This window comes from Cupriavidus sp. KK10 (genome assembly GCF_018223725.1).
Taxonomy (GTDB): Bacteria; Pseudomonadota; Gammaproteobacteria; order Burkholderiales; family Burkholderiaceae; genus Cupriavidus; species Cupriavidus necator.
This window is the reverse complement of record NZ_CP073677.1, coordinates 1,217,094-1,229,957: the sequence shown is the minus strand read 5'-3', so window position 1 is coordinate 1,229,957 and position 12,864 is coordinate 1,217,094. Positions and strand designations below refer to the sequence as shown.

General features: G+C 67.9%; 11 protein-coding genes. 3 read left to right on the top strand and 8 right to left on the bottom strand.

All coding sequences use genetic code 11. The features are described 5' to 3' along the window. Positions 1–18: 18 nt before the first annotated feature. The 5 genes from dapA to KB879_RS06000 form a co-directional block, all read right to left on the bottom strand. Complete coding sequence (gene dapA, locus KB879_RS06020; protein WP_010808980.1) at positions 19–903, bottom strand: 4-hydroxy-tetrahydrodipicolinate synthase; 885 nt, start codon at positions 901–903, stop codon at positions 19–21. A 137-nt stretch (positions 904–1,040) separates the two neighbouring features. Continuing rightward, positions 1,041–1,613: a bifunctional 2-polyprenyl-6-hydroxyphenol methylase/3-demethylubiquinol 3-O-methyltransferase UbiG gene (locus KB879_RS06015; protein WP_013956159.1), complete on the bottom strand. Its 573-nt coding sequence runs from the start codon at positions 1,611–1,613 to the stop codon at positions 1,041–1,043. A gap of 16 nt (positions 1,614–1,629) precedes the next feature. Then, positions 1,630–2,295: a site-2 protease family protein gene (locus KB879_RS06010; protein ID WP_013956158.1), complete on the bottom strand. Its 666-nt coding sequence runs from the start codon at positions 2,293–2,295 to the stop codon at positions 1,630–1,632. 80 nt (positions 2,296–2,375) lie between these two features. Next, positions 2,376–2,999: an L-threonylcarbamoyladenylate synthase gene (locus KB879_RS06005; RefSeq protein WP_013956157.1), complete on the bottom strand. Its 624-nt coding sequence runs from the start codon at positions 2,997–2,999 to the stop codon at positions 2,376–2,378. A gap of 71 nt (positions 3,000–3,070) precedes the next feature. After that, a complete protein-coding gene (locus KB879_RS06000; RefSeq protein WP_013956156.1) occupies positions 3,071–3,916 on the bottom strand; it encodes a 3',5'-nucleoside bisphosphate phosphatase in 846 nt (281 codons plus the stop codon). A 160-nt stretch (positions 3,917–4,076) separates the two neighbouring features. On the opposite strand from KB879_RS06000, the gene KB879_RS05995 reads away from it, so the two are divergent. Then, positions 4,077–5,162 (top strand): NAD(P)/FAD-dependent oxidoreductase, encoded by a 1,086-nt coding sequence (locus KB879_RS05995; RefSeq protein ID WP_013956155.1) that lies wholly within the window; start codon positions 4,077–4,079, stop codon positions 5,160–5,162. A 16-nt stretch (positions 5,163–5,178) separates the two neighbouring features. Here KB879_RS05995 and KB879_RS05990 read toward each other — a convergent pair whose 3' ends face one another. Beyond that, positions 5,179–6,078 carry an alpha/beta fold hydrolase gene (locus KB879_RS05990; RefSeq protein WP_211980889.1) on the bottom strand — a complete coding sequence of 300 codons (900 nt, stop codon included), beginning with the start codon at positions 6,076–6,078 and terminating at the stop codon, positions 5,179–5,181. A gap of 168 nt (positions 6,079–6,246) precedes the next feature. Between KB879_RS05990 and KB879_RS05985 the strand changes: the two genes are divergently transcribed. Then, positions 6,247–7,977, top strand: a complete 1,731-nt coding sequence (locus KB879_RS05985; protein WP_013956153.1) for an acyl-CoA synthetase — start codon at positions 6,247–6,249, stop codon at positions 7,975–7,977. Positions 7,978–8,139: 162 nt separating this feature from the next. Here KB879_RS05985 and KB879_RS05980 read toward each other — a convergent pair whose 3' ends face one another. Next, a complete protein-coding gene (locus tag KB879_RS05980; protein ID WP_211980888.1) occupies positions 8,140–10,227 on the bottom strand; it encodes a hypothetical protein in 2,088 nt (695 codons plus the stop codon). 408 nt (positions 10,228–10,635) lie between these two features. Then, on the bottom strand, positions 10,636–11,538 hold the full coding sequence (locus KB879_RS05975) for a LysR family transcriptional regulator (RefSeq protein ID WP_013956150.1): 903 nt from the start codon (positions 11,536–11,538) through the stop codon (positions 10,636–10,638). A gap of 115 nt (positions 11,539–11,653) precedes the next feature. On the opposite strand from KB879_RS05975, the gene KB879_RS05970 reads away from it, so the two are divergent. Next, positions 11,654–12,850 (top strand): serine hydrolase, encoded by a 1,197-nt coding sequence (locus KB879_RS05970; RefSeq protein ID WP_211980887.1) that lies wholly within the window; start codon positions 11,654–11,656, stop codon positions 12,848–12,850. Positions 12,851–12,864 lie beyond the last annotated feature (14 nt).

Genomic DNA, 12,864 nt, shown 5'->3' with positions numbered 1-12,864 from the left:
GCAGGACGCCGCGAAAGATCAGGCCAGCAGGCCGGCGGCGGCCAGTGCCTTGCGTACATAGTCGTGGTTGGCCTCGGACAGAGGGGTCAGCGGCAGGCGGATACCGCCTTCCATCCTGCCCATCTGCTGGAGCGCCCACTTGACCGGGATCGGGTTGGCCTCGATGAACATGGCCTTGTTCAGCCCGATCAGTTCCATGTGCAGGCGGCGCGCGGTGACGACGTCGCCCTTGAGCGCCGCGACGCACATCTCGTGCATCTTGCGCGGTGCCACGTTGGCGGTGACCGAGATATTACCGTGGCCGCCCAGCAGGATCAGCGCCACCGCGGTGGGGTCATCGCCGCTGTAGATGGCAAAGCCTTCCGGCGCGTCCTTGATCAGCTGCGCGGCGCGGTCGATATTGCCCGTCGCTTCCTTGACGCCGACGATGCCCGGCACCTGCGCCAGGCGCAGGATGGTCTCGTTGTTCATGTCCGCGACCGTACGGCCCGGCACGTTGTACAGCAGCACCGGCAGCTCCACCGCTTCGGCGATGGTGCGGAAATGCCGGTACATGCCTTCCTGGGTCGGCTTGTTGTAGTACGGCACGACCTGCAGCGACGCATCGGCGCCCACCTTCTTGGCGAAGGCGGTCAGCTCGATGGCCTCCTTGGTGGAGTTGCCGCCGGTGCCCGCGATGATCGGAATGCGCTTGCCGGCCTGTTCCACGGCAACGCGGATCAGTTCGCAGTGCTCCTCGACGGAAACCGTCGGGGACTCGCCGGTGGTGCCCACGATCACGATGCCGTCGGTGCCTTCGGCCACGTGCCAGTCGACCAATGCGCGCAGGGCCGGGAAGTCCAGGCTGCCGTCTTCATGCATCGGGGTAACGATGGCGACGATGCTGCCGGTAATCTGTGTCATAACGTTAAGGAATTCGGGATGCGAATAACGGGATTGTACCGGAACCGCAGGCCGCTTCGACCGCCGCCCGGACAGGGGTTGATACCAACTGTTTCAACGTGTGCAGCGGCATTCTCGCCGACAGCGCCATGGCTGGCTCAGGCGTCGAGCCGGTAGCGTGCCGGCGCGGGCGCATCGGCGCCCGCAGCCGCCTCGCGCACCGCACATATCCGCTGCATGAAGGCTGTTTTCGGCACTTCGACCAGGCCATCCTCATAGGCGACCACGCGCAGGCCATACTGGCGCGCCACTTCGAGCAATTCGCCCGGCCGCAGCAGGAAATCCGGCCGCGACGGCTTGCCGACGGTTTCATTGCCGGCAGCAAAAGTTTCGTAGATCCACACGCCGCCGGGCGCCAGCGCCGCCGCCAAGTGCGGCCACAGCGGCCGGTGCAGGTAATTGGTGACGACGATGGCGTCGAACGGCGCCTCGCCGGCCAGCGGCCAGGCGCCCTGCTCCAGGTCGGCCACCCGGCCGGTCACGCCGGCCGGCAGGCCGGCGATGGCCTCGGCGTCGCGGTCGACGGCCAGCACCGCATGGCCGCGCGCCGCCAGCCAGGCGGCATGGCGGCCGCTGCCGCAGGCCAGGTCCAGCACCCGCGCGCCGGGGCGCAGCAGGTGGGCCCAGCGGGCAACCCAGGGGGACGGGGCAGAAATCCCAGTATGCATCATGGCGTTCCCCGGCACGTCAATGCAGCAGCATCACGATCGGGCGCAGCAGCAGCTCGATCAGCGACATCAGCACATTGACCACCGGCGTCATCCAGACCGTGGTGATCACCCCCGCGGCCACCAGCGCCAGCACCACGAAGATGCCGTACGGCTCGATGCGCGACACCGCGCGGGCAATGCCCTGCGGCAGCAGCGCGGTCAGCACGCGGCCGCCGTCCAGCGGCGGCACCGGAAACAGGTTGAAGGCCGCCACCACCAGGTTGACGCGCACGCCCGCCAGCGCCATCTCGCCGAAAAACGGCTCGCGCACGCCGCCCCAGGTCAGGCCGATGGCCAGCAGCACCCAGACGAAGGCCTGCACCACATTGCTGGCCGGCCCCGCCAGCGCCACCCACATGCCGTGCCAGCGCGGGTTGCGCAGGCGCTCGAACGCCACCGGCACCGGCTTGGCGTAGCCGAACACGAACTGGCCGCTGGTCATGATGTAGAGCAGCAGCGGCACCGCGATGGTGCCGATCGGATCGATATGGCGGATCGGGTTCAGGCTGACGCGCCCGAGCGCATAGGCCGTGTCGTCGCCGAAAAGCTTGGCCACGTAGCCGTGCGAGGCCTCATGCAGCGTGATGGCGAACAGCACCGGCAGGGCATAGACCGCGAAGGTCTGGATAAGGGAGGAATCCATGGTCCCTATTGTAACGGCCCGGCGCCGCCCGGGCGCACGCTTGTGCACCCGCCAGGCGGGGTGGCAGCGCCCGGGGGAACTCAGAGCCCGAAGCGCTCGACGTCGCCGCGGCCCGCGCGGATCAGCTCGGGCTCGCCGCTGGTCAGGTCGATCACCGTGGTCGGCTGCGCCGGCGCCGGGCCGCCGCACACCACCAGGTCAAGCTGCTTCTCCAGCCGCGCGCGGATTTCCGCCGGGTCGTTGAGCGGCGCTTCGTCGCCCGGCATCTGCAGCGTGGCCGAGATCAGCGGCTCGCCGGTTTCGCCCAGCAGCGCCAGCGGAATCGCGTGTTCGGGCACGCGCACGCCGATGGTCTTGCGCGCCGGGTGCGACAGCCGCCGCGGCACTTCCTTGGTCGCCTCCAGGATGAACACGTAGGGGCCCGGCGTGGCGCCCTTGAGCCAGCGGTACTGCCGGTTGTCGACGCGGGCAAAGTTGCCGAGCTCGGACAGGTCGCGGCACATCAGCGTCAGGTGGTGGCGGTCATCGATGCCGCGCAGCCGGCGCAGGCGCTCGACGGCGCCCTTGTCGTCGAGCCGGCAGGCCAGCGCATAGCTGGAATCGGTCGGCAGCGCAATCAGGCCGCCCTTCTGCAGGATCTGGGCGGCCTGCTTGACCAGGCGCGACTGCGGATTGAGCGGATGGATCTCGAAGTACTGTGACATGGACCAGGGAGGCGGATTCGGACGGATCGGAGCGGAATCTGGGGGGTACCCCGGCCAGGCCGGGCTTGCGCCTACCAGTCGTGCCAGACCGGCGTCACCGTCGGCGGCAGCGGCGGCAGCTTGCCCAGCTCGACGCGCCCTTCGCCGGGGCCGTGGAAGTCCGTGCCGCGCGAGGCCAGCAGCCCGTAGTGGCGGGCCACCTCGGCATAGCGGCGGTACTGGTCGGGCGTGTGGCTGCCGGTCACGACCTCGACGGCGCCACCGCCCAGCGCAGTGAACTCATCGAACAGCGCGTCGTGCTGGGTATCGGTGTAATGGTAGCGGCCCGGGTGCGCCATCACCGCGATGCCGCCGGCGGCGCGGATCCAGCCGACTGCGTCGGCCAGGCTGGCCCAGCGGTGGCCGACATAGCCGGGGCGGCCTTCCGACAGGTACTCGCTGAAGACCTCGCCCACGGTGGCGCAACGGCCCTGGTCGACCAGCCAGCGCGCAAAGTGCGTGCGCGAGATCAGGTCCGGGTTGCCCACGTGCTGCAGCGCCCCTTCATAGGCGCCGGTGATGCCCACCTTTGCCAGCGCGTCAGCGATATCGCGCGCGCGGCGCGCGCGGCCCGAGCGGGTATCGGTCAGGCCGTCGATCAGTTCCGGGCAGTGCGGGTCGATCTGCAGCCCGACGATATGCACGGTCTGCCCGGCCCAGGTCACCGAGATCTCCACGCCAGGCACATAGCGCATGCCGAATTCCTCGGCCGCGGCACGCGCCTCGGCCTGCCCGCCCAGTTCGTCGTGGTCGGTCAGCGCCCAGAATGCGACCCCCGCGTCGCGGGCGATCTCGGCGATGGCGCGCGGCGCCAGCGTGCCGTCGGACACGGTGGAATGGCAATGCAGGTCGGCATTGATGGCGTGGGCGTTTTGCATGGAGCCATTCTACTCCCGTCGCCCCCTGCATGCGTGACGCCGGCGCACCCTGGAAAGCCCTGCCGGCAACGCTGGCGTCGGCGGAAACGGGCGATGTGCGGGGTATAGTCGGGCCTTGCACCGTCCCTTTTGCGGGCACCTGGCGTGCCCGCCACGCCCAATGCCCACCGCTACCCCCCTCACACCAGCCCCCGTCACCACCACCGATGTCCTGATCGTGGGCGCCGGCCCGGTCGGGCTCTTTGCCGCGTTCCAGGCCGGCGTGCTCGGCCTCAGATGCGAGCTGATCGATGTGCTCGACCGCGCCGGCGGCCAGTGCACCGAGCTCTACCCCGAAAAACCGATCTACGACATCCCCGCCGTGCCGGGCTGCCTGGCGCAGGACCTGGTCGACCGGCTGCTGGAGCAGTGCGCGCCGTTCGACTTCCCGATGCACTTCGGCCAGCGCGCGGAAAGCTTGTCCGAAATCCCGCGGCAGCCGGCACCTGACGGGCATGCTGCCCATGAGCGCCTGCTGGTCACCACCGACAGCGGCAAGCGCTTCGATGTGGCCGCGGTGCTGGTCTGCTCCGGCGCGGGCGCATTCGCGCCGCAGCGCGTGGCGCTGCCCGAAGCACCGGCGCTGGAAGGCCGCCACGTGCACTACGCCGTGCGCGATGTGTCGCGCTTTGCCGGCAAGCGCGTGGTGGTGGCCGGCGGCGGCGACTCGGCGCTGGACTGGGCGCTGGCGCTGCGCAAGGTGGCCGCGCGCGTGACGCTGGTGCACCGGCGCGAAGGCTTCCGCGCGGCCGACGGCACCGTCGCGGAAATGCGCGAGGCGGCGGCGGCCGGCGAGATGGATTTCGTGGTCGGCATGCTCGGCGCCCTGCGCACCGAAGGCCAGGACGGCCCGCTGACCGAGGTCGAGGTGCGCACCCGCGACGGCAGCACGGTGCTGCCCGCCGATGAACTGGTGGCGCTGTACGGCCTGGTGTCCGAGCCGGGCCCGATCGCGCAGTGGGACATGGACATGCGCGCCGGCCGCATCCTGGTCGATACCACCACCTATGAAAGCTCGCGCCGCGGCATCTTTGCCGCGGGCGATATCGCCTACTACACCAACAAGCAGAAGCTGATCCTGTCAGGCTTCCACGAGGCCGCGCTGGCATTGCGCCGCGCCTACCACTACGCCTTCCCGGAAAAGGCGCTGGTGCATGTGCACACCAGCAACAACGCCGCGCTGAAGGAAAAGCTGACGCACGCCTGAGCGGCGGCGCCGGCGCTCACACCGCGCCGCAGAACGATTCCACCAGCGCCGCCACGGCGGCGGGCTGGTCGTGATGCAGCATGTGGCCGGCATCATCGACCACCGCTTCACGGAAGTCACGGAAGGCGCGGAAGCGCTCCTTGAATTCGTCGATGGCCTGCTTGTGGGCGATATTGCGCAGCGTCTCCGAATCGCGCGCTTCCACATGCAGCACGGGCGAGCTGACCTGCTCCCAGATCGCCATCACCTCATCGAGCCGGTACAGCATCGGGTTGACCAGCTTGTGCGCCGGGTCTCCCAGGATCTCCCAGCGGCCCTCGGCATTGCGGCGCGACCAGTGCTCGGCCAGGAAGGCGGCGCGGTCGTCGGGCAGGCGCGGGTTGGTCTTCTGCAGCCGGGCGGCGACGCCGTCCACGCTGTCATACGTCTTCAGCTCCGAGCCGGTGCGCAGTTCGTCGAGCCAGCGCGCATAGCGCTTCGGCGCATGCACCGGCCGCGTCGCCGTCATGCCGAAGCCCTCCAGGTCCACCACGCGGCGCACGCGCTGCGGGCGGATGCCGGCATACAGGCAGATCACGTTGGCGCCCATGCTGTGGCCGACCAGGTCGACCTGGCCGTCGGGCTCGTAATGGTCGAGCAAGGCCTCCAGGTCGGCGATATAGTCCGCGAACCAGTACGACTGCGTGCCCGGGTAGCGCGTGGGCCAGTCGGTCTCGCCAAACCCGCGCCAGTCGGGCGCAATCACATGCCAGTCGCCGCGCAGGTGATCGACCAGGAACTGGAACGACGCGGCCACATCCATCCAGCCATGCAGCATGAACAGCTTGCGCGCGCCGGGCTTGCCCCAGTGGCGCACGTGGTAGCGCAGCCCGCGCAACGTGATAAATTCAGACCGCGAGGTTTCCTTGATTGTCATTGTCTCCACCCTGGCGCGTGGGTCTTCCTGCCGCCGGGCGCGGCGCCACGGGGGCTGGCGAGGGAAGCCCACACAAAATAGAACGATCGTTCGCTTGAGCGCATTATAGCGGCCGCCGCCATCTCGGGGGCCGCCATTGCCGCGATCCGAACCTACCGGAGACCCTGGATGGCCGCAGCTGCCTTGCCGGCAAGCCGGCGCGACGACTATCGCGCCCTGTATGAATCCTTCCGCTGGGAAATTCCCCCGCATTTCAATATCGCCGAGGCCTGCTGCGGGCGCTGGGCGCGCGACCCGGCCACGATGGACCGCATCGCGGTCTATACCGAGCACGAGGACGGCCGCCGCAACGCGCATGCCTTTGCCCATATCCAGGCCGAAGCCAACCGCCTGTCGGCGGCGCTGCGCGCACTGGGCGTGGCGCGCGGCGACCGCGTGGCAATCGTGATGCCGCAGCGGATCGAGACCGTGATCGCGCATATGGCGATCTACCAGCTCGGCGCCATCGCCATGCCGCTGTCGATGCTGTTCGGGCCCGAGGCGCTGGCCTACCGCATCGCACACAGCGAAGCCAACGTGGCGATCGCCGACGAGACTTCCATCGACAATGTGCTGGCCGCGCGCCCGGAATGCCCGACGCTGGCCACCGTGATTGCCGCCGGCGGCGCGCATGGCCGCGGCGACCACGACTGGGACGTGCTGCTGGCCGCGCAGTTGCCCGTCTTTACCGCCGAGCAGACCAAGGCTGACGAAGCCGCCGTGCTGATCTACACCAGCGGCACCACCGGTCCGCCCAAGGGCGCGCTGATCCCGCACCGCGCGCTGATCGGCAACCTGACCGGCTTTGTCTGCTCGCAGAACTGGTATCCGCGGGACGACGACGTGTTCTGGAGCCCCGCTGACTGGGCCTGGACCGGCGGCCTGTGGGATGCGCTGATGCCGGCGCTGTATTTCGGCAAACCCATCGTCGGCTACCAGGGACGCTTCTCCGCCGAGCGCGCCTTCGAGCTGCTGGAGCGCTACGCCGTCACCAACACCTTCCTGTTCCCGACCGCGCTCAAGCAGATGATGAAGGCCTGCCCCGAGCCGCGGCAGCGCTACGACATCAGGCTGCGTGCGCTGATGAGCGCCGGCGAGGCCGTGGGCGAGACCGTGTTCGGCTGGTGCCGCGATGCGCTGGGCGTGATCGTCAACGAGATGTTCGGCCAGACCGAGATCAACTACATCGTCGGCAACTGCACCGCGCAGAACGACGACAACCAGCTGGGCTGGCCGGCACGGCCGGGCTCGATGGGGCGCCCCTATCCGGGCCACCGCGTGCAGGTGATCGACGACGAAGGCCACCCCTGCCCGCCCGGCGAAGACGGCGAGGTGGCGGTGTGCGCCACCGACAGCGCCGGGCATCCGGACCCGGTGTTCTTCCTCGGCTACTGGAAGAACGAGGCCGCCACCGCGGGCAAGTACACCGAGCGCGACGGCCTGCGCTGGTGTCGCACCGGCGACCTGGCGCGCGTCGATGCCGATGGCTACCTGTGGTACCAGGGGCGTGCCGACGATGTGTTCAAGTCCTCGGGCTACCGCATCGGGCCGAGCGAGATCGAGAACTGCCTGCTCAAGCATCCGGCAGTGTCCAACTGCGCCGTGGTGCCCTCGCCCGACCCCGAGCGCGGCGCCGTGGTCAAGGCCTTCGTGGTGCTGACGCCGTCGGTGGCGCGCTCGTTCGACGGCGACGCAGCGCTGGTCACAGAGCTGCAGGCGCATGTGCGCGGCCAGCTGGCGCCGTATGAATACCCGAAGGCAATTGAGTTCATCGACCAGTTGCCGATGACCACCACCGGCAAGATCCAGCGGCGCGTGCTGCGCCTGCTGGAGGAAGAGCGCGCGGGCAAGCGCGCCTAGCCCCTACCGTTGCGCTTGAAGCGCCAGCCTCACCAATTCCACCGCGCGGCTTCAGTTCATCTTTGTCTTCAGGCTTGCTTCCAAAAAAAAACCCGCCGGCTTTGGGGCTGGCGGGGTCCGGAAATCAGCGATCCTTGCGCAAGGGTCGCTGATAACACCAGGTCAGTTATAGGTGTACACCGCGGTCTTGTTGCTGTTGTTCAGCATCCGGTAGCCGAACAGCACCGCACGAACCGACGTCGGCGTCATGGCTGGAACCGGGGCATCCACTACGAGAGACGTGGAGCCCTTCGGAGCCTGCTGGGACGCGCCATAGGTGCCGTTCGTGTCCACAGTCACCGAAACACCGCCGATCTGCTCGGCAGCAATATTCTGGATCCAGTCGGCCTTGGTCGACGTCTGCGCGCCGGCAAGGCTGCCATTCGGATCCAGGAATGCCAACGTTGCGCTGCCCGGCGTGTTCCACGGCAAGTTGCCAGCCTGGGTGGCGACGATCATGTCGCTCAACAGGGTCTTGTGGTACGTGTAAGTCGCCGTCGTGTTGCTGCCGTAGAACAGCTCGATCTTGTAGCGCTGGCCCTTCGCAGGGAAGGTCGTATCGAGATTGTCGGCATTCTGCGCCCACACCAGCCCCCCCTGATTGTTGGCGAAGGTCGTAGCGGCCGTGCCAGTCAAGCCGGCGGTCCGGCCGATCCAGAAGTTCGGGCAGTTGTAGAACCGCGGGCCAGTGTTCGCGGCATTGTCGCTGCAGCGCGTGGTAGTGCCGACCGTCCCGGTCTTGTTGGTGACATCCATATAGTTCTGGCCGACTTCCTCAGGGACCGGAGCAATATAGACCAGGCCTGCCTTGGGCAGCATCGGGCCGGTAATGCGGGCATAGGCCAGGTTGCCGTTCGCTGTGACACTGCCCGGCCCCTTCGCGTTCACCTGGAATTGCAGGCCGGTCTGGAAGTGGCTGAAGGCCTGGGTATTGGCAGGGTTGAGTTGCTCAACCCTGCGGACCAACGGCCGCACACTGACGTCGACCGGCTGCTGGTTGCCGACCAGCCACCAGGGGCTCGGGTGCGATTGCGTGGCACCGCCGGCGATGTTGCGCGCGACGGTGATCAGGTTGCCGGGATTGCCTCCCGCATCCAGGTACTTGATGTTCAGCACGGCTTCGTCCTTGCCCGACGCGGTGCTGCTTGCGCCGTAGAAAGCCATCACCTCAGGAACGCTGAACTGCGCACCGGTCATCGTATCGCTGGTGAGCGTGTTGTACAGATACTGGCCGGCCTCGTAACCATTGTGCAGGAACTCGACGCCTGCCGCGTTGTCGCTGGCGCCCGCGATATCCTGGCACTGCGGCGCCGCGGACGTCACCGTCGGGCCGCCCTGGGATTGCGGCACGGTGGTGTCGGTGGCCAGCACGCGCTGGGACGTTGGCAGCGCAAAGCAGGCAGTCAGGGATTTGGCGACGAGTTGCGCGGCCTTGGGCAGATCAGCCACGCCGGCGTCCGGCGCGGGCAGCGCCGTGCCGCTGCTGTCTGCGGTGGCCAGGGGCACCGGCGTCGGATTGTCGACGGTGGCGATTGCCGGTTTGCCGCTCGCGGGATCGGTCGTTACCTTGACGATATCCAGAAGCTGGTCAGCGGTGTTGCCCGAGCTGGAAGCCGTGGCCGCGGAAATAGAGGTGCTGAACGGGTTGTAGTCCGCGGGTGCGCCGATCGACGTCAACACGCTCGCAAGCTGCGTCAAGACGTTAGCGGTGACCTTTTGCAACGCGGCCGTATCCACGGTCTTGCTGCTGACCACGGAAAGCGCGTTACCGTCTGAAGCAAGCTGTGCCACGATGGCCGTGGTCAGCGGGGTGGCGTTGACCGTCAGCGCGGCGCCCGCGGCGGGGGTGGTGGTGGCCACGCTCACCAGCGGGGCACTGTTGCCGGTCGGGTCGGTCACCACGACAAAGAAGGGCGCCGTCTCTCCGCTCTTGAGGGTGCACGTGTAGGTGCCCAGGGCTGTCGTCGTGATCGACGATTCCTCGCAAGGCGAGTTGCCACTGCTGTTGGTGATGGTGACGTTGGCATTGGCCAGGGCCGCACCGGTTGCCGCGGTCCCGCTCATCACGGCTTTGGCTGCCGGCGCCGTCGTCGCAGGCGGCGGGGTCGTGGTGTTGCTGCTGGCGCTGTCTCCACCGCCTCCGCAACCGGCAAGCGTTACCAGTGCGGCGCCGGCCATGGCGAGGCCAAGTTTGGAGCGATTGCTCTTCATGCGGTACTTCCTCCCGGTCTTTTATGGGGTTCCTGTGTTGCGCGGGAGTGCCACGAACGGCGTGAAGTTGCAGTTCTCTCTTTGGGCTATGACGACCGCTGACTTCTCATCCGCGCACGTCAATGTATGGGGCCATGCGGGCTGGCGAATACCACCCCAAGGAAGGATGTATCAAATTGCCTCACTAACCAATTCTGGTGATGCGCATCGCTTCGGATTCTGCGGGGCAGTTGGGCGCCAGGCCCTGCGCGGCAATGCGGTAGCGATGGCCGTTGACTTCCCGTTCGAGGATGCGCATCATTTTTTCATGCAGCATCTCCGAGCCAAAGAATCAAGCGAAATCCAGTATCTACGCGGCATTCCGACTCGATGCCGCCGCGGAACAACACCGAGCTTGCGAAGGTAGGGCTAGGAGCGCGCCTCGTCTGCAGGAAAGACCCGCGCGCACAGAAAGTCGACCAACGCCCTCACCTTGGGCGAGGGATGCCTGCTCGCCGGCCAGAGCACGTGAAAGGCCTTGGCCGGCCCCACATGGCCCGACAGCACCTGGCACAGGCTGCCATCGGCCAGTTGCTCGCGGATGGCGAAATCCGGCAGGCAGGCAATGCCCAGGCCGCACAGCGCAAAACACAGGCGCGTCTCGATGTTGTTGCAGATCATCGATGTCGGCAGCGCCAGCTCGGGCTCGCCCGGCGCGCGTTGCAGCGGCCAGGCCTCGAGCTTGCCGGTGTGGGGAAAGCGGTAATGCAGGCAGGCATGGGCGGCCAGGTCGGCAGGCACCTTCGGCGTGCCACGCTGCGCCAGGTAATCGGGCGATGCCACCAGCATCGCCTGGAACGCACCCAGCCTGCGCGCCGACAGGCGCGAGTCGGCGGGCTCGCCGGTGCGGACCACCGCATCGAAGCCCTCCTCGATGACATCGACCAGTTGGTCGGTGAAATCCAGGTCCAGCTCGATGTCCGGATACGCGCGCATGAAATCGCCAAGCACGGGCAAGACCAGTGAGCTGACCAGCGGCAGGCTCACGCGCAGGCGCCCGCGCGGCGCCGCGGTGGCTTCGGCCAGCTCCAGCTCCGCCGCTTCGATCTCGGCGAGCACGCGGCGGCTGCGCTCCAGGAACAGCGTGCCTTCGGCGGTCAGCGTCACGCTGCGCGTGCTGCGGTGGAACAGCCGTACGCCGAGCCTTTCTTCCAGGCGCGCCACGCTCTTGCCGACGGCGGAGGCCGACACCCCCAGCAAGCGTCCCGCCGCGACAAAACTGCGGGTCTCGGCCACCTGCACAAACACTGCGAAGCCACTGAGGCTATCCATGATGCCCCCCCGATTGCGGACACAAAGTTCCGGAGAAAAAGGAACTGTAGCCCACTTTTTCTTTAATGGCCGGGTCCTTATCGTGAGCGGGTACTCATTGAACAAGGATTCCGCTGTGTCCCTCCCCACGATTGCACCGCGTCCAGGTGTGTCCCATGTATCCCCCCTGAATGCGCGCATCGACGTCGTGGTCCGGCAGGCGCTGGAGCAACGGCGGCTGGTCGGCGCCGTCGTGCTGGTCAGCCGTGACGGCGAACCGGTCTACCAGCAGGCGGCAGGCCTGGCCGATCGGGAAAGCGGACAGTCGATGCGCATGGATGCGGTGTTCCGGCTGGCTTCGGTAAGCAAGCCGATCGTCTCCGTGGCTGCACTGGTGCTGGTGGCACAAGGCCATCTCGACCTTGACCAGGGTATCGACCGTTGGCTGCCCGAATTTTGCCCGCGCCTGGCCGACGGCCGACCGGCACGTATCACGGCGCGGCAGCTGCTGAGCCATACCGCGGGGCTGGGCTATCGCTTCTTCGAGTCCGGCGAAGCCGGACCCTATGCCAGCGCCGGTGTCTCCGACGGCATGGACGACACCACCATCAGCCTGGCGGAAAACCTGCGGCGCATCGCGAGCGTGCCCTTGCTGTACGAACCGGGTACCGCGTGGGGCTACTCGCTCGCGACCGACGTGCTGGGCGCGCTGATCGAGCGCGTCCATGGCACGCCGCTCGACACGGCAGTGCGCCAGCTGGTGACGGGCCCGCTGGGCATGGACGACACCGGCTTCGTGGCACGCGATGCGCACCGCGTGCCGACCTCGTATGTGAATGACAGCCCGCACCCGCACCGCCTGCGCGAAGGCGAAACCGTGCCCGTGCTCGAAGGCACGGTTGGCATTCCCTACAGCCCCGCCCGCCTCTTCAACGCGCGGGCCTTCCCGTCCGGCGGCGCCGGCATGGCGGGCACGGCGCAAGACTTCCTGCGCCTGCTGGAAAGCTTGCGCCAGGGCGGCGGCGTGTTGCTGCCATCCGCCCTGGTCGAAGACATGGCGCGCGACCAGACCGGCGGCCTGGACCTGCCCGATGCGCCGGGAACCGGCTTCGGGCTGGGCTTCTCGGTGCTGCGCGATCCGCGCCGGGCGGGCTCCCCGGAATCCACCGGCACCTGGCGCTGGGGCGGCGCCTACGGCCACGCCTGGTTCGTCGACCGCAGCCAGGGGCTGAGCGTGGTGGCGTTCACCAACACGCTGTACGAGGGCATGTCCGGCCGCTTTGTCACCGATCTGCGCGACGCGGTCTACGGTGTCGCCCCCGCTGCCGCGTAACCCTCCACGCAACG